The sequence below is a fragment of the Burkholderia singularis genome (assembly GCF_900176645.1).
Taxonomy (GTDB): Bacteria; Pseudomonadota; Gammaproteobacteria; order Burkholderiales; family Burkholderiaceae; genus Burkholderia; species Burkholderia singularis.
The window spans coordinates 13,653-30,404 of the sequence record NZ_FXAN01000038.1 but is presented as its reverse complement, the minus strand read 5'-3'; the positions used below and the strand labels follow the sequence as shown (position 1 = coordinate 30,404).

Genomic DNA, 16,752 nt, shown 5'->3' with positions numbered 1-16,752 from the left:
CAGGCAGTCGAAACAGGCCGAATTGTACAGGAATGTCGCAGTGCAACATGCGGTTTTTGGCCGTTCGGCCGAGGTGGCCCGCGTGTGGCCGGAGGGCGTGGATAACGGTGCGCGAACGGTTTTTTCGAGGCGGCGCACATGCATTTTCCGTGTGCGGCGCTTATGCTTGGGAATGACGTGGCGCTTACGCGGTCCGGCGGCGGCATCGGGCGGAGCGTATCCGGCGTTCGGCGTGGCCGGCCGCCGCCGCGTTTGCCGCTGATTTTGCCGGCGTCTCGCCGTGTTTTTTTATTCCACTTTTTGCCTGACCGACCGATGCCCGTTTAGCGATGACCAAGCCAGCCGCTTCATCCGATCTTGTCAGCAAGCGCTGCCCGCACTGCGGCAGCGCGTTCGACTGCGGCGCGCGCATGCAGCCGTTTGCCTGCTGGTGCGCGTCGATGCCGGCGCTGCCGCCCGGCGCTCAGCCCGCGACGGGCGGGCGCTGTCTATGCCCGCAATGCCTTGCCGATCGGCTCGCGCCGCGCGTGTCGTCGGGCGTTGGCGCAACACGCGAAGGCTGAGCGGCGGTTACACTGCGCGGATGCAACGAAGAATCACGACCACCACCGCCAGCGGCCGCGTCAACCTGAGCCATCTGTTCTGGCTGCGCAATCTCGCAATCATCGGTCAACTCGTCACGATTGCCGTCGTTCAGACTTATTTCGGCGTGCATCTGCCGCTTCCCGCGATGCTGATGGTGATCGCGCTGGAGATCGTCTTCAATGCGCTGACCTGGGTGCGCGTATTGCGTGCGCGCCCAGAGACCAATTTCGAACTGCTCGGCCAGCTCTGGGTCGACTTGGGTGCGTTGTCGGCGCTGTTGTTCCTGTCGGGCGGGACCACCAATCCTTTCGTGTCGCTGTATTTGCCGTCGCTCGCGATCGCGGCCGCGGTGCTGCCCTGGCATTTGATGATCTGGCTCGCCGCGTTCGCGGTCGCATGCTATCTGGCGCTCGGCTTCGATTCGGTGCCGCTCAATCTGGACAATCCGGCAAATCTGTTCGACTACTTTCGCGCGGGCATGTGGGTGAACTTCATGGTGAGCGTCGGGCTCATCGCATGGTTCGTCGCGCGCATGTCGAGCGCGCTGCGGCAACGTGACGCGGCGCTCGGCGAGGCGCAGCAGGCACTCTTGCACGACGAGCGGGCGGTCGCGCTCGGCGTGCAGGCGGCGACCGTCGCGCATGAGATGGGCACGCCGCTGTCGACGATCGCGATGCTGACCGAGGAATTGCGCGAGGCCGCCCGCACCGATCCCGGTCTTGCGCGCTACGACGCCGATCTGAAGGTGCTCGAAGAGCAGATGTCGCAGTGCACGTCGGCGCTCGCTCGGCTGCGCAGCCGAGCATCCGAGCGGCCGAACCGCCAGTCGGTTGCCGCGTGGCTCGGCACGTTCGTCGAGCATTGGCGGCTGCGCCATCCGCACGTGAGGTTCGAGCAGCTCGGGCCGCAGCCGCGCGGCGTCGTGCTCGACGACACGGTCGCGGTTGGCCAGATCCTGACTATCCTGCTCGACAATGCCGCCCGCGCGAGCCGCGATCGCGTTACGCTGGCGGCGGCGACCGTGCACGACGGCGCGCGCGACGAAATCGTATTCGAGGTGTGCGACAACGGCGCAGGCATTCCGGCCGCGCTGCGCGATGCGCTCGGCTCGATGCCGGTCGACAGCACGCAAGGCGGTCATGGCGTCGGCCTGTACCTTGCGTTTAGCGCCGCGGCGCGCCTGGGCGGCTCGATCGAACTTGCCGATGCGAAGCCGCGTGCGGCGGGCGCGACGCCGGGGCGTTCGGCGGAGGCCGCCTCCGGGCGCGGCACGCGGGCGATCCTGCGCGTGCCCGTCGAGCGCGAGAGCGGCGGCAGCTTGGGCACGGATGCAGCTTGAGCACGCACGAGCCCAATGGCGCGGGCCGCCTGGCGTGCGGGCCGAATGATGAACGCAAACCGGTGGAAAGATGGAGCAATGTCAATGAGCGACAAGAATTTTCTCGTGATCGACGATAACGAAGTATTCGCCGGCACGCTCGCGCGCGGCCTCGAGCGCCGCGGCTACACGGTGCGGCAGGCGCACGGCAAGGACGATGCGCTCAAGCTCGCCAGCGCGGAGAAATTCCAATTCATCACCGTCGATCTGCATCTCGGTGACGATTCGGGACTGAGCTTGATCGCCCCGTTGTGCGATTTGCAGCCGGACGCGCGGATTCTCGTGCTGACGGGCTACGCGAGCATCGCAACCGCGGTGCAGGCGGTGAAGGACGGCGCGGATAATTATCTTGCGAAGCCCGCGAACGTCGAATCGATTCTCGCCGCGCTGCAGACGAACGCGAGCGAACTGCAAGCCGAGGAGGCGATCGAGAATCCGGTCGTGCTATCGGTCGATCGGCTCGAATGGGAGCACATTCAGCGCGTGCTCGCGGAGAACGGCAACAACATTTCGGCGACCGCGCGTGCGCTCAACATGCATCGGCGCACGCTGCAACGCAAGCTCGCGAAAAAGCCGGTGCGGCAGTGAGCGGCTGCCGGCCGCGTCGGCGTGGCTGGCGTTTCGCTCGGCGGACGCGGTGATGTTTCGCTTGGCGGGCGCGGCGATCGCAGCGGTCCGCCTGGCAGGCGCTGACGAACGGATTGCGGATATTTTCGAGGCAGCGCGATCGAGCCGCCTCGAACGCCGCCGCCGATGCATAACCGGCTCGGTGGCGGCTCATCCGATGGGCGATTTCGGGCGACGAGCGAACCCCGAGATGCGTCTCGGCGAAGCGCGCATCAATGAAAAACGGGCAGCCCTTGGCGGGACTGCCCGTTTTTCATTGATGCGCGGCGTTGCCGGCTGCCGCGATCGTCATGCCGTCACAACACGTAGCGCGACAGATCCTCGTTCTTCGATACCTCTCCGAGCGCGCGATCGACATAAGCCGCATCGATCGTCACTTGCTGACCGGCGTGATTGCCGGCCGAGAAAGACACTTCCTCGAGCAACTTCTCAATCACCGTATAAAGGCGCCGCGCGCCGATATTCTCGGTTTTCTCGTTAACCGCGCAGGCGATCTCGGCAAGCCGCCGGATGCCGTCATCGGCGAATTCGAGCTGCACGTCCTCGGTGGCGAGCAGCGCCTGATACTGCTTGACGAGGCTTGCATCGGTCGCGACCAGAATCGCTTCGAAGTCCTTCACGGACAGCGAATCCAGCTCGACGCGGATCGGAAAACGCCCTTGCAGTTCGGGAATCAGGTCGCTCGGCTTGGCGAGATGGAACGCGCCGCTCGCGATGAACAGGATGTGATCGGTCTTCACCATCCCGTACTTCGTGTTGATCGTCGTGCCTTCGACGAGCGGCAGCAGATCGCGCTGCACGCCCTGCCGCGAAACCTCGCCGCCACCGCCTTCGTGGTTGCGCGACGTGATCTTGTCGATCTCGTCGAGAAATACGATGCCGTTCTGCTCGACGTTCTGCACCGCCTTCGTCTTCACTTCCTCATCGTTGAGCATCTTCGCCGCTTCTTCGTCGATCAGCAGCTTCAGCGCTTCCTTGATCTTCAACTTGCGGCGCGTCTTCTTGCCGCCGCCGAGGTTCGAGAACATCGAGCGGATCTGCTCGGTCATCTCTTCCATTCCCGGCGGCGCCATGATGTCCATGCCGAGCGTCGGCTGCTCGATGTCGAGTTCGATTTCCTTGTCGTCGAGCTGCCCTTCGCGCAGGCGTTTGCGAAACGTCTGGCGGGTCGCGTTGTTGTCGTCGTTCGCGTGCTCGGCGCTCGCGCCGAAGCCCACCGCGCGCGGCTGCGGCAGCAGCACGTCGAGAATCCGGTCCTCGGCCTGATCCTGCGCCTTCGAGCGCACCTTGCGCATCTCGAGTTCGCGGGTCTGCTTGACCGAGATCTCGATCAGGTCGCGCACGATGCTATCGACGTCGCGGCCGACGTAGCCGACTTCGGTGAACTTGGTCGCTTCGATCTTGATGAACGGCGCGTCGGCGAGCTTGGCGAGGCGGCGCGCAATCTCGGTTTTGCCGACGCCCGTTGGCCCGATCATCAGAATGTTCTTCGGCGTGATTTCCTGGCGCAACGGCTCGGCTACTTGCTGGCGGCGCCAGCGATTGCGCAGTGCGACCGCGACAGCCCGCTTCGCCTTGTTTTGCCCGATGATGTGCTTGTCGAGTTCCGAAACGATCTCGGCAGGGGTCATGGTGCTCACAGCTTCTCCTTACTCGATGGTCTCGATGACGCGATTGTGGTTCGTATAGATGCACATGTCGCCCGCGATTTCGAGCGCTTTTTCGACGATCTCGCGCGGAGATAGATCGGTGTTCTCCACGAGCGCGCGCGCGGCCGCTTGCGCATAGGCGCCGCCCGAGCCGATCGCGCAGATTCCCTCTTCGGGATCGAGCACGTCACCGTTGCCGGTGATGACGAGCGTCGTGTTCGCGTCGGCCGTGATCAGCATCGCTTCGAGCCGGCGCAGCATCCGGTCGGTGCGCCAGTCCTTCGCAAGCTCGACGGCCGCACGGGTCAGGTTGCCCTGATGCTTTTCGAGCTTCGCCTCGAAACGGTCGAGGAGCGAGAACGCGTCGGCGGTGCCGCCCGCGAAACCGACGAGCACCTGGTCGTTATAGATACGGCGCACTTTGCGCGCACCGCCCTTCATCACGATATTGCCGAGCGTCACCTGGCCGTCGCCGCCGAGCGCAACTTTGCCGCCGCGCCGCACGGAAACGATCGTCGTGCCGTGAAATTGCTCCATCTGTATTCCTTCAGAAAGGCCGGGGGAGGCGGGGCGCCCAGCGCCGCCGCTTGGTGCGACGCGCGGCAAGCACCAGCCCCGCGGGCCGGTTCACCGCGCATTGCTCTCCCATCTTAGGGCAGGCGCCGCAATATCAAGGGCGGGACGCGAACGAGCCGCGCCGAGCGGCGAAAAAGTATGGGGAAAAGCCGCCAAAAAGGCGGGCACGCGGACGCGTGTCGGGAAAACAAAAGCGCGCGGCAGGCCGCGCGCTTTGCTGTAAAGCGTGTTGGGGGGCGCAAGGCAAGCCTGCGCCGCAGCGGGGGTCAGTCGCCGAACAGTTTCTGCCGCAACTCGCGACGCTCCTGCGCCTCGAGCGAAAGCGTGGCCGTGGGGCGCGCGAGCAGACGCGGAATGCCAATCGGCTCGCCCGTTTCCTCACACCAGCCGTATTCGCCCGATTCGATCCGGGCGAGCGACTGCTGGACCTTCTTGAGAAGCTTGCGCTCGCGGTCGCGTGTACGCAATTCGAGCGCGTGCTCTTCCTCGATCGTCGCGCGATCGGCAGGATCCGGCACGATTACCGTTTCGCGCAGATTCTCGGTCGTCTGGCCCGCGTTGCGGAGAATTTCTGCCTGCAATTGTTCGAGCCGATTTTTGAAGAAGGCGAGCTGGTCCTCATTCATATAATCCTTGTCGCTCATCTTCAGGATTTCGGCTTCGGTCAAGAGTTTCTTCGTCATCTGCTTGCTTCTTCAATGTGCGGCGAACGATAGATATTGCCCGCACTTTGGGATTACCCGCAACAGCCCTTGCAATTCTTTGCCATTCGCTGCGGCGGGGCCGAAAGCCTCCGGATACCGGCGCGCCTCTTGTTCAGGATTCCCCCGTGCGCCGGATTGCGCATTGACCAGCAGGTGAACCGCGCCGCGCTGGCGGGCCCCAGGATCGATCGTTTGCTCCGTGGCCCCGAGCGGGCGAGTATTGTAACTGAATCGCAAGCCACTGCTGTATCGGGTCGATCCCCCGCCGGTCAAGCGGCATCCTGAAAATATAACCCGCAAATCGAGAAAAAGCGATGACGAGCGCGCGGCCCGGCTCACGTGCGCCGCGCGCAAAGCACGCGCGTTTTACGCGAGGCAGGCGTCCAACCCGTCGGTGATCAGATCGCGCGGCAGATCGATGCCGATGAACACCATTTTGTTGGTTTTCTTCTCGGCCGGCAGCCACTTCGCCGCGAGATCGCTGCCCATCATCTGATGCACGCCCTGGAACACCACCTTGCGGTCGACGCCCTTCATATAGAGCACGCCCTTGTAGCGCAGCATCCGCTCGCCATAGATCTGCAGGATGCCGCCGAGGAAATCCTCGAGCTTGTTCGGATCGAACGGACGGTCGCTGCGGTAGACGAACGACTTGATCTTGTCGTCGTGATGCGCGTGGTGGTGGTGATGGCCATGACCATGGCCGTGATCGTGCTCGCAGTGGCCGTGATCGTGGTCGCAATGCGCGTGATCGTGGTCATGATCGTGCGCATGGTCGTGATCGTCCTCCGCGAGGAAATCCGGGTCGATTTCGAGCTTCGCGTTCAGGTTGAAGCCGCGCAGATCGAAGATCTCCTTGATGTCGGCGTCGCCGAAGTTCACCATCTTGACCGTCGCTTTCGGGTTCATGTGCAGCAGCCGGTGCTTGAGCGCCGCGAGCGTCGCATCGTCGACGAGATCCGATTTCGTGATGAACAGGCGGTCGGCGAAGCCCACTTGGCGCTGGACGACCTCGTGCTCGTCGAGCTGCGCGCCGGCATGCTTTGCGTCGACGAGCGTGATGATCGCGTCGAGCAGGAAATCGTCGGCGATCTCGCTGTCGATGAAGAACGTCTGCGCGACGGGGCCGGGGTTTGCAAGCCCGGTGGTTTCGATCACGACGCGCTCGAAATCGAGCTTGCCGTCGCGTTTCTTGGCGGACAGATCGGCGAGCGCGCGGGCCAGGTCGCCGCGGATCGTGCAGCAGATGCAGCCGTTGCTCATCTGGATGATCTGCTCGTTCGAATCCTGCACGAGAATCTCGTTGTCGATGTTTTCTTCGCCGAACTCGTTTTCGATCACGGCGATCTTCATGCCGTGCTGCTCGTTCAGGATGCGCTTGAGCAGGGTCGTTTTGCCGCTGCCGAGAAAGCCGGTGAGGATGGTGACGGGAATGGCCATGTCAGTCGCCTGTGGTTCGTGAAACGGGGTCGAAACTGGGAGGGGCGGCGCGCGATGCGCGCCTGGGTGCCAACTCTTTATTGAAACATACCTGTCAAGCCCCTGCCGCCTATCCGTTCGGGCGGCGGGGGCGCGCTGCGCAGACCGCACAGATCGTGGCGCTCACGCGATTTGCAACAGCAGCCCTTTCAGATACTCGCCTTCGGGGAAGGCGCTGAGGAGCGGATGGTCGACGCCCGCGCCGAGGCGCTTCAGGATCCGCGCGTCGACGCGCGCGTCGGCGGCCGCTCCGGCGACGATTTTCTGGAACAGATCCATGTCGATCGCGCCGGAGCACGAGTAGGTGAACAGCAGGCCGCCCGGGCGCAGCAGCTTGAAGCCGCTCAGGTTGATGTCCTTGTACGCGCGCGCGGCCCGCTCGACGTGCTCGCGCGACGGCGCGAATTTCGGCGGGTCGAGCACGATCAGGTCGAAGCGCTCGCCGTCGTCCGCCAGGCGGCGCAGCGTCTTGAACGCGTCGGCGTCGAGCCATTCGGCGCGCGCGGCGTCAAACCCGTTCGCCGTCACGTTGCGTTGCGCGAGCGCGAGCGCGTCGCCCGACGAGTCGATCGATACCACCCGCTTCGCGCCGCCCGCGAGCGCGGCAAGCGAGAAACCGCCGGTATAGCAGAAGCAATTCAGCACATCGCGCTCGCGCGCGTATTGCGCAACGAGCGCGCGGTTGTCGCGCTGGTCGACGTAAAAGCCCGTTTTGTGGCCGTGGCGAACGTCGACGTGATAGCGCACGCCGTTCTCGGTCGTGATCAGCGTATCGGGCGGCGCGTCGCCGGCGAGTACGCCGGTTGTCTGCGCGAGCCCTTCCTTTTCGCGGATCGATACGTCCGAGCGCTCGTAGACGTTCGGGCAGCCGGTCGCTGCAACGAGCGCCGCGACGATCGCGTCCTTCCACGCTTCGACGCCCGCCGCCATGAATTGGCAGACGAGCTGGCCACGCGGTGCGCCGGCTGCCGGCGCGTCCGCATGGGCGGGCAGCGCCGGGTGGGCGCCGTGTTCGGCTTCGTGGCTGGCCGCCGTGTGTTCCGGCACAGCCGGCTTTGCCGGGTCTTTCGACGAGGCGGGCGCCGCAGCGGCGTCCACGAAGGCGTGCTGGGCGACGTAATAGTCGACGATCAGCCCGGGCAGCCCGTCCGCCTCGCCGAATACGAGCCGCACCGCGCCGGTATCCGAGACGAACGCGCGCCGATGCGCGATCGCGCGCTGCACGCGGCGCTTGAAGAACGCGTGGTCGATCGGTTCGGCTTCGTCGAAACTCCACACGCGCAGCCGGATCTGCGAGTGCGGGCTGTACGCGGCGCGCGCGAGAAAGCGGCCGTCATGCGCGCGCACGACGACCGTCGCGCCCGCCGCCGGCTTGCCGTCGACGCGTTCGATCGCGTTCGCATAGACCCACGGATGGCGGCGCAGCAGGGATTTGTCCTTCGACGGCTTGAGCGTAACGGTATGCATGTCGGAATCGAAAAGGCCGCGCTGAACGCGGCGCAAAGGAATTCGGAAAACCAGGCGCGGCGCGTATCAATCGCGTTTTTTCGCCCGCGGATGCGCGCTATCGTAAATCTTCGCGAGATGCTGAAAATCGAGCGACGTATACACCTGCGTCGCCGAAATGCTCGCGTGGCCAAGCAGTTCCTGCACCGCGCGCAGGTCGCCGCTCGATTGCAGCACGTGCGTCGCGAACGAATGGCGCAGCACGTGCGGATGCACGTTTGCCGGAATGCCGGCAGCGAGCGCCGCGCGCTTCACGCGCTCGCGCACGACGCCCGGCGACATCCGGTTGCCGCGCACCGACAAAAAAAGCGGGTGCGGATCGTGCTTGACGAACTCGCCGCGCACCGCGAGCCATGCGTTCAGCGCGTCGATCGCCTTGCGCCCGACAGGCACCTTGCGCTCCTTGCCGCCTTTGCCGCGCACCGTGACTTCCGCCTCGGCGAGATCGAGCCAGCCGTCGGACCGGTGGCCGCCTTCGTTCACGTAGGCGACATCCAGGCCGATCAACTCGGCCAGCCGCAGGCCGGACGAATAGAACAGCTCGAGGATCGCATGGTCGCGCACGCTCTCCGGCGTGCCGGACACCGGCGCATCCATCAGCGTGGCCGTATCGTCGACGGACAGCGCCTTGGGCAGCGTCTTACCGCGCTTGGGCGCGCGTACCGTCGCGACCGGGTTCGCAGGCATTTCTACGCGCTGCGCGAACCAGCGGTAGAACGCGCGCCACGCCGACAGCCGGTGCGAGATCGAGCGCGCGGACAGCCCGCCCGCGTGCGCACGGGCCACGGCGCCGCGCATGTCGACGGCGCTCAGGCTCGCGAGCGGCCGGCCGTTCGCGAGCTTCCTCAGTTCGTCGAGTTCGTGCGTGTACGCACGCAGCGTGTGATCCGACAACTGTCTGACGTGCCGCAGGTTCGACAGGTATGCGGCGATCGGATCGTCGGTCATCGTCGTGCGTGGCGCGCGGTTGCGGGCGCGGCCGTCAATGCGGCAGCAGGCGCGTGAGCGCCGCGCTCGCGAGCGTGCCGATTTGCGTGAGGAAATCGGTGCCCATGCCGTCGTGAAAGCGGCGCGGGTCCGGCGAGCCGAGCACGAGCAGCCCGAACGCGCCCGCGTCTCCGGTGTCGTCGGCCGAGGGCGCACGCAGCGCGATCAGCGCGATCGATTCGGCCGCGCCGGCCGCTGCCGCATTTCCGCTGCCGCCGTCGGCGGGCGCCGCGGCCGCCGCGACGGGCGCGAGCCACTGCGCGGCTTCGAAGCCGGTATTGGCGCCGCAATAGGGGGTTGCAAGGCTGTTGGTGAAAAGCCGCACCTCCTCGCCGACATTGCGCGCGAAATCCGCCTGCGCGTAGGTATCGGCGACATCCCAAAGTCTGAGCGCCGTTTGCGGCACGTCGAACACGTCGGCGAGGCCGGCCGCGATCGCGCGCGGCAGCGCATACGGGTCGCGTTCGGCGATCACGCGCGCGGTCCAGCGGTTGAACTTCGCGGCAAGCCCGTCGTTCTCGTGGCCATAGCGCACCAGCTCGGCCAGACGCCGCTCGAGATGCTTGTTCTTGTCGCGCAGCATTTCCATCTGCCGCTCCTGCAGCGACACCGCGGCCTTGCCGTGCGGATTCGCGAGCTTGATCGTCGCGAGCAGTTCCGCGTGCCGCGTGAAGAATTCGGGGTTGGCGAGCAGGTAGTCGGCGACTTCGCGATCGTTCATGGGCTTCTTGGGCAGAGGTTCAGCAGATAAAAGTCAGGCGGGCAGCTCGATCACGCCTTCAAAGACGGTGGTCGCGGGGCCGGCCATCGCGAGCGGCGCGGCTTCGTCGCGCGCGCCGTCCCACGAGATTGTCAGCGTGCCGCCGTGCGTGTGGACCACGACCGGCGAATCGAGCACGCCGCGCCGGATGCCCGCTGCGACCGCCGCGCATGCGCCCGTGCCGCAAGCGAGCGTCTCGCCCGCGCCGCGTTCATAGACGCGCAGCCGCACCTCGCTGCGCGACACGATCTGCATGAAACCTGCGTTCACGCGCTGCGCGAAGCGCGGATGACGCTCGATCGCCGGCCCTTCGATGTCCACCGGATACGCTTGCACGTCGTCGACGATCTGCACCGCGTGCGGATTGCCCATCGACACGACCGAGATCCAGCGGGTCGCGCCGTTCACGTCGAGCGGCCACAGCGTGTCGGCGCCGTCGCGGCGGCCTTCGAGGCCATGCGCGTCGAACGGCACGCGCGCGGGTTCGAACGCCGGCGTGCCCATGTCGACGACGACCTCGCCGCTGTCCAGCATGGTCAGCGTGATCACGCCGTGCTTGACCTCGACGCGCACGCTCGTCTGGCTGCTGAGCCCGCGATCGCGGACGAATTTCACGAAGCAGCGTGCGCCGTTGCCGCAATGCTCGACTTCACCGCCGTCGCAATTGAAGATCCGGTACTTGAAATCGGCACCGTCGACGCTCGGCCGTTCGACGAGCAGGAGCTGATCGGCGCCGATCCCGAAATGGCGGTCGGCGAGCGCGCGCACCTGAGCGCCCGTGAGCGGCGGCAGCGCGCGGGTGTAGCCGTCGAGCACGACGAAGTCGTTGCCCGCGCCGTGCATTTTGGTGAACGAGAGTTTCATGGACGCTATTGTATGCGGCGTATGCGGCGGCGCGCTCAATAGAAGCCCGGCTCGCCGGGCGGGCGCGTCTTGAAGCGCTTGTGCACCCAGTAATACTGCTCGGGCAGCCGTGGAATCTGCTCCTCGAGGAACGCGTTCATGCGGCGCGCGTCGAGCGTGTCGTCGCCCGTCGGATAGTGGTCCCACGGCTTGAACACCTTCAGCCGATAGCCTTTGTAGCCGGGCAGCACCTCGCCGATGAACGGCACCACCTGCGCGCGGCCGGTCTTTGCGAGGCGGCCGACGGCGGTCAGCGTGCACGCGGGCACGCCGAAGAACGGCACGAACGTCGAGTTGCGCAGCCCGTAATCCATGTCCGCGCCGAGCATCACGGGCTTGCGCTCGCGCAGCCAGCGCAGCACGATCCGCGCGCTGTCGGCGCGCCCCGCCATTTCCGCGTTGAAGCGCCCGCGCGCGGCTTTCGCGACCGCCTCGAGCGTCGGGTTCGAGAACGGCTGGTACAGCGAGCCGCAGCGGCGTTGCAGCGAACGATTGAGCCAGATCGAGCCCGCCTCGATGCCGACGAAGTGCAGGCCGAGAAACAGCGTCGGCGGCAGGTTCGGGTCGGTGAGGTCGATTTCGCTGTCGACTTCGATCAGCTTGTCGAGCTTTTTCTCGGAGCCGAACCACTGGACGCTGCGCTCGACGTAGCTGCGGATCGCATGCCGGAAGTGCTGGCTGGCCACGTCGTTGCGGTGCGCGTCGCTCCAGTCCGGAAAGCAGAGCTTCAGATTGGTGTGGACGACGCGCTTGCGCCGGCTCGGGATCTGGTAGAGCAGCCAGCCGAGGCCGTCGCCCAGCCGCGCGGTGAAGCCGTATGGCAGGATCGCGAGGAATTTGAGCAGCGCGACGGCGAGCTGGGTGCCCAGGCGGCTCAGCATGCGGCGCCTCCGTCGGTCGGCGGCAGCCACGCGGGGAGGCGGGACGGTGAAAGAAACGGCACGATCGGCGGCCTGTGAGAATTTGAGAAAGCCGCTATAATAAGGGCTTCGCCGAGTTAACTGACAACTTGCGGGGCGAAGCCGGCTGGCGCAGTAAGCGCCGACGGCGCAGGAAATCCGCTAAAGCGTCGCCGCTTCGGGCCTCTGGAAGCTGGCTACGTGAACTTTTAACCGTAACCACCATAGGAGCCAGAGACCGTGGCAAACGATTATCTCTTTACGTCTGAATCCGTCTCCGAAGGCCACCCGGACAAGGTTGCCGACCAAATTTCCGACGCGATCCTCGACGCGATCCTTACGCAAGACAAATATTCCCGTGTTGCCGCCGAAACGCTGTGCAACACGGGTCTCGTCGTGCTGGCGGGCGAAATCACGACGACGGCCAACATCGACTACATCCAGATCGCGCGCGACACGATCAAGCGCATCGGCTACGACAACACCGATTACGGCATCGACTACAAAGGCTGCGCGGTGCTCGTCGCATACGACAAGCAATCGCCGGACATCGCGCAGGGTGTCGACCGCGCGCACGACGACAATCTCGATCAAGGCGCGGGCGACCAGGGCCTGATGTTCGGCTATGCGTGCGACGAAACGCCTGAGCTGATGCCGTTGCCGATCTACCTGTCGCATCGCCTCGTCGAGCGCCAGGCGAACCTGCGCCGTGACGGCCGGCTGGCGTGGCTGCGCCCGGATGCGAAGTCGCAGGTGACGATTCGCTATGTCGGCGGCAAGCCGCACGCGATCGATACCGTGGTGCTGTCGACGCAGCATGCGCCCGACATCGAACTGCCCGCGCTGCGCGAGGCCGTGATCGAAGAAATCATCAAGCCGACGCTGCCCGCTGATCTGATCAAGGGCGACATCAAGTTCCTCGTGAATCCGACCGGCCGTTTCGTGATCGGCGGCCCGCAAGGCGATTGCGGGCTGACCGGCCGCAAGATCATCGTCGATACCTACGGCGGCGCGGCGCCGCATGGCGGCGGGGCGTTCTCGGGCAAGGACCCGTCGAAGGTCGACCGCTCGGCCGCGTATGCGGGCCGCTATGTCGCGAAGAATATCGTCGCGGCGGGCTTGGCGTCGCGCGCGCTGATCCAGGTGTCGTATGCGATCGGCGTGGCCGAGCCGACGTCGGTGATGGTCAACACGTTCGGCACCGGCCGCGTGTCCGATGAGACGATCACGAAACTCGTGCGTGAGCATTTCGACCTGCGCCCGAAGGGCATCATCAAGATGCTCGATCTGCTGCGCCCGATTTACGAGAAGACCGCCGCTTACGGCCACTTCGGCCGCGAGGAGCCGGAATTCTCGTGGGAAGCGACCGACAAGGCAATCGCGCTTGCCGAAGCGGCTGGCGTCGAGCCGGCGGTGCAAGTGGCCTGATTCGCAGGCTTGCCGCGTCGTTGCGGCGCGAGCGATAGAATGCCGCCCGGTTGAACGCCGGGCGGCATTTTTTTTGATTATTTCAATGTGATCGGGCGCAGCAAAGACATGATCGGTTGCGTCGCGCGAGCCGGTTTCGGGGGGGAGGGCGGAACGCAGGCGGGCAATCGAATCTTGCCCGCGCGGGCCATGCGCGCGGCGTATATCGTCCGCTATGCTGCGGCACGGTCCCGTTAGCGCGTCAGCGGGCGGCGAATGCGAACCAGCCGGTGCTCGTCGCCAGACGGCGCGGCCGGTTGATGCGGCGTGCCGTCGCGCTTGCGCGGCGCGCCGGCTGCGTGTTTGGGCGCAGCGACGAAGGCTTGGGCAGCAGCGAACGCAGCGCGGTGCGGCGGGCCGCTGCCTGCGCGCGCATCATCGACAGCAATGCGTGCAGCCACGCGCGCAAACCATCGAGCCGCGGCTGATGCCAGCGCGCGCGCTCGGCGAGCACGTTGGCCCGGGCGCTGTGGTGACGCAACGCACGCGTGATCCGGGGCGACGCGGACCGCGCGCCCTTGGTGGTGCGATGAAGACGGGAAGGCAATCGAAAAGGCATGACGGAAATAGTGACTTGCTTGGCGTGCCCGTGAGGGGCGCTCATTCAAAATGGCCGTTGACGGCACGGGATTGGGTCGGATCGTACCGAAAGCGCAGGTGCTCCGCTGCCTGTCAGAAGCGGCAGGTATGATCAGACTATAGACGCTTCATGACGCCCGAAAGTCATTGCCTGTCGCGCCAGGCGAGCGTTTCGGCGATGCGTCGTTCGTCGTTAGTGATATGAACGAGGCCGCCAGTTCCTTTGCGCCACGTCAAATTTTGTGCGGCGATCGAGGTTCGCTTTCAACGGATCGTCAGATTGCGCTGCACGCCGATTGTGACCGTTTTACAATCAATGATTCATAACAAATATGTGAATGCCTCATGCCGTCATTGCACCCAGAGTCGATCCACACGCAAATCCAGACGCTGCGCGAACGCGGTTTCGTGGTGGCGCCGGCGCTCGTCGCGCCCGAGCGGTGCAAGCAACTGAGAGCGATTGCCGAGCGGCAGTTGGCCGATGCCGCGCAACCGCTCGAGTTCGAAGCCGATCTGCGCTATCCGGGCGCGCCCGAGTCGCGGCAGGCGCCTGGCGGCCATACGGTGCGGCGTCTGCTCGACGCCTACGCGCGCGACGCGGCGTTCGCCGAACATGCGGCGGCGCCGGAGATTAGCGCATGGATGCGCGCCTATTTCGGCGAGACGCCGGTGCTCTCGCGTGCGCATCACAATTGCGTGATGACTAAGCATCCGGCATACGGCAGCCTGACCGGCTGGCATCGCGATGCGCGCTACTGGTCGTTCGAGCGGGCGGATCTTGTGTCGGCGTGGCTCGCGCTCGGCCCGGAGACGGACGAGAACGGCGCGTTGTGGCTCGTGCCCGGCTCGCATCAAACGACGCTCGGGCCGGAATGCTTCGACGACGCGAAATTCTTCCGTAGCGACGTGCCTGAGAACCGGCGGCTCATCGAGCAGGCGGTGTGCCCGCCTCTCGCGGCGGGCGACGTCGTGTTTTTCCATTGCAATACGCTGCATTCGGCGGGGCAGAACCGGACCGATCAGGTGAAATTCTCGCTTGTGTTCACCTATCGCGGCGACAGCAACCCGCCGGTGCCGGGCTCGCGCTCGGCGTCGAAGCCGGAAGTGCGTCTTTGAGCGTAAGGGCGGCCGAAGCGGCGCGGCCCGCGCTCGCCGGCGATGCCTAACGCTTGCCGCTGGGTGTCGACAGGCCGATCAGCCCGACGAGCGTTGCCACGATGCCGCCCGCAATCAGCATGATCGTCTTCGTCGACGGCGAGCCGGTGAAAAAGCGCGCGACGCCGTCGTTGATCGAATGGAACGACTGGCCGCCGAAATACAGCAGAACCACGCCGCCCGCGATGAGCGCAACGAAAATCGCTCGAACCATGAAAATCCTCGTTGAAACGGATAGTGAAGACGCCGCAGTGTAGGGGAGTGCCGCGCCGGCGTCCATTCGCGCGCAGTTTTCTGCACGGCCGGCGATCGTTGATTAACATGGCGGCTTCGGCGCTTTCATATCGCCGGACGGCGTCCGGCTTTGTTCAATGTCTTGACAGGAATTGTGATGGGCTACGAAGCAGCTTCCGATCGTTATGCGGACATGCAGTATCGCGTCAGCGGCAAATCCGGGCTCAAATTGCCGGCGCTGTCGCTTGGGCTGTGGCACAACTTCGGCGATACGACGCCGATCTCGACCCAGCGTGACATTCTGCGTACCGCGTTCGATCTCGGCATCACGCACTTCGATCTCGCGAACAATTACGGGCCGCCCTACGGCAGCGCCGAAGCGAATTTTGGCCGCTTGTTGCGCGAGGATTTCAAGCCGTACCGCGACGAACTGCTGATCTCGACGAAGGCGGGCTGGGACATGTGGCCGGGCCCATACGGCAGTGGCGGCGGCTCGCGCAAGTATGTGCTGGCGAGCCTGGATCAGAGCCTCAAGCGAATGGGGCTCGATTATGTCGACATCTTCTATTCGCACCGCTTCGACGCGCACACGCCGCTCGAGGAAACCGCGGGCGCGCTCGCGTCGGCCGTTCAGCAAGGCAAGGCGCTGTATATCGGGATTTCGTCGTATTCGGCGGCGAAGACGCGTGAAATGGCGAAGCTGCTCGCCGAATACAAGGTGCCGCTGCTCATTCACCAGCCGGCCTACAATATGCTGAACCGCTGGGTGGAAGAGCAGAAACTGCTCGACGCGCTCGACGACACCGGTTCGGGTTGCATCGTGTTCACGCCGCTTGCCCAGGGGCTGCTGACGTCGAAGTATCTGAGCGGCGTGCCGGCCGACGCGCGCGTCAACAAGCCGGGCGGCGGCTCGTTGCAGGAAAGCCACCTGAGCGCGCAGAACCTCGAGCGCGTGCGCAAGCTCAACGAGATCGCGCAGCGGCGCGGTCAGAGCCTCGCGCAAATGGCGCTTGCCTGGACGTTGCGCGATGCGCGCGTCACGTCGGCGCTGATCGGTGCCAGCCGCGCGGAGCAGGTGCGTGAAAACGTCGCCGCGCTCAAGCAACTTGCTTTCAGCAACGAGGAACTCGTGGAGATCGACCGCTATGCGACGGAAGGCGGGGTCAATTTGTGGGAAAAGCCCTCCACCGATCAGGCGATCTGACCGGTGGTGATCGGTAGCGGGCCTGACGAGCGGCGTGCCGCGCGCCGCATTGGTTTCGAC

Annotated in this window: 17 protein-coding genes and 1 pseudogene; 6 read left to right on the top strand and 12 right to left on the bottom strand. The window is 65.2% G+C overall.

Features of this window, described 5'->3' with window-relative positions; translation table 11 throughout:
* Window positions 1-329 precede the first annotated feature (329 nt).
* The 3 genes from BSIN_RS05635 (at window position 330) to BSIN_RS05625 (ending at window position 2,551) form a co-directional block, all read left to right on the top strand.
* On the top strand, window positions 330-563 hold the full coding sequence (locus tag BSIN_RS05635) for a cysteine-rich CWC family protein (protein WP_059517253.1): 234 nt from the start codon (window positions 330-332) through the stop codon (window positions 561-563).
* 20 nt (window positions 564-583) lie between these two features.
* Window positions 584-1,924, top strand: coding sequence for an ATP-binding protein (locus BSIN_RS05630; protein WP_089339770.1), 1,341 nt, complete (start codon window positions 584-586; stop codon window positions 1,922-1,924).
* An 84-nt stretch (window positions 1,925-2,008) separates the two neighbouring features.
* A complete protein-coding gene (locus BSIN_RS05625) occupies window positions 2,009-2,551 on the top strand; it encodes a response regulator transcription factor (RefSeq protein WP_059517258.1) in 543 nt (180 codons plus the stop codon).
* A gap of 335 nt (window positions 2,552-2,886) precedes the next feature.
* Here the strand turns inward: BSIN_RS05625 and hslU are convergent, their stop codons facing one another.
* From hslU to BSIN_RS05575, 10 genes and pseudogenes are all read right to left on the bottom strand, one after another.
* A complete protein-coding gene (gene hslU / locus BSIN_RS05620) occupies window positions 2,887-4,230 on the bottom strand; it encodes an ATP-dependent protease ATPase subunit HslU (RefSeq protein WP_059517262.1) in 1,344 nt (447 codons plus the stop codon).
* A 9-nt stretch (window positions 4,231-4,239) separates the two neighbouring features.
* Entirely contained in the window at window positions 4,240-4,776 is a 537-nt protein-coding gene (gene hslV / locus BSIN_RS05615; RefSeq protein WP_059517264.1) for an ATP-dependent protease subunit HslV, read from the bottom strand.
* Window positions 4,777-5,081: 305 nt separating this feature from the next.
* Complete coding sequence (dksA, locus tag BSIN_RS05610; protein WP_006024133.1) at window positions 5,082-5,498, bottom strand: RNA polymerase-binding protein DksA; 417 nt, start codon at window positions 5,496-5,498, stop codon at window positions 5,082-5,084.
* 53 nt (window positions 5,499-5,551) lie between these two features.
* A pseudogene (locus BSIN_RS26730) lies at window positions 5,552-5,873 on the bottom strand (hypothetical protein).
* Between the two features lie 12 nt (window positions 5,874-5,885).
* On the bottom strand, window positions 5,886-6,959 hold the full coding sequence (locus tag BSIN_RS05600) for a CobW family GTP-binding protein (RefSeq protein WP_059517266.1): 1,074 nt from the start codon (window positions 6,957-6,959) through the stop codon (window positions 5,886-5,888).
* A gap of 162 nt (window positions 6,960-7,121) precedes the next feature.
* On the bottom strand, window positions 7,122-8,465 hold the full coding sequence (locus BSIN_RS05595; protein ID WP_089339813.1) for a class I SAM-dependent rRNA methyltransferase: 1,344 nt from the start codon (window positions 8,463-8,465) through the stop codon (window positions 7,122-7,124).
* 66 nt (window positions 8,466-8,531) lie between these two features.
* Complete coding sequence (xerC, locus tag BSIN_RS05590) at window positions 8,532-9,452, bottom strand: tyrosine recombinase XerC (protein WP_059517268.1); 921 nt, start codon at window positions 9,450-9,452, stop codon at window positions 8,532-8,534.
* 34 nt (window positions 9,453-9,486) lie between these two features.
* Window positions 9,487-10,212, bottom strand: a complete 726-nt coding sequence (locus tag BSIN_RS05585; RefSeq protein ID WP_089339769.1) for a DUF484 family protein — start codon at window positions 10,210-10,212, stop codon at window positions 9,487-9,489.
* A 33-nt stretch (window positions 10,213-10,245) separates the two neighbouring features.
* Window positions 10,246-11,115 (bottom strand): diaminopimelate epimerase, encoded by an 870-nt coding sequence (gene dapF / locus BSIN_RS05580; protein WP_089339812.1) that lies wholly within the window; start codon window positions 11,113-11,115, stop codon window positions 10,246-10,248.
* Window positions 11,116-11,150: 35 nt separating this feature from the next.
* A complete protein-coding gene (locus BSIN_RS05575) occupies window positions 11,151-12,035 on the bottom strand; it encodes a lipid A biosynthesis lauroyl acyltransferase (RefSeq protein ID WP_059517274.1) in 885 nt (294 codons plus the stop codon).
* 258 nt (window positions 12,036-12,293) lie between these two features.
* Here BSIN_RS05575 and metK point away from each other — a divergent pair, with 258 nt between their 5' ends.
* The gene (gene metK / locus BSIN_RS05570; RefSeq protein ID WP_059517276.1) at window positions 12,294-13,481 is read left to right on the top strand and encodes a methionine adenosyltransferase; all 1,188 of its coding nucleotides are present in this window, start codon (window positions 12,294-12,296) and stop codon (window positions 13,479-13,481) included.
* A gap of 241 nt (window positions 13,482-13,722) precedes the next feature.
* On the opposite strand, the gene BSIN_RS05565 is transcribed toward metK, so the two are convergent.
* Window positions 13,723-14,079 carry a hypothetical protein gene (locus tag BSIN_RS05565; protein WP_089339768.1) on the bottom strand — a complete coding sequence of 119 codons (357 nt, stop codon included), beginning with the start codon at window positions 14,077-14,079 and terminating at the stop codon, window positions 13,723-13,725.
* 365 nt (window positions 14,080-14,444) lie between these two features.
* Between BSIN_RS05565 and BSIN_RS05560 the strand changes: the two genes are divergently transcribed.
* Entirely contained in the window at window positions 14,445-15,215 is a 771-nt protein-coding gene (locus BSIN_RS05560; RefSeq protein WP_089339767.1) for a phytanoyl-CoA dioxygenase family protein, read from the top strand.
* A gap of 46 nt (window positions 15,216-15,261) precedes the next feature.
* On the opposite strand, the gene BSIN_RS05555 is transcribed toward BSIN_RS05560, so the two are convergent.
* Window positions 15,262-15,468 carry a DUF3185 family protein gene (locus BSIN_RS05555; RefSeq protein WP_059517282.1) on the bottom strand — a complete coding sequence of 69 codons (207 nt, stop codon included), beginning with the start codon at window positions 15,466-15,468 and terminating at the stop codon, window positions 15,262-15,264.
* 177 nt (window positions 15,469-15,645) lie between these two features.
* Between BSIN_RS05555 and mgrA the strand changes: the two genes are divergently transcribed.
* Complete coding sequence (gene mgrA / locus BSIN_RS05550; protein WP_059517284.1) at window positions 15,646-16,692, top strand: L-glyceraldehyde 3-phosphate reductase; 1,047 nt, start codon at window positions 15,646-15,648, stop codon at window positions 16,690-16,692.
* Window positions 16,693-16,752 lie beyond the last annotated feature (60 nt).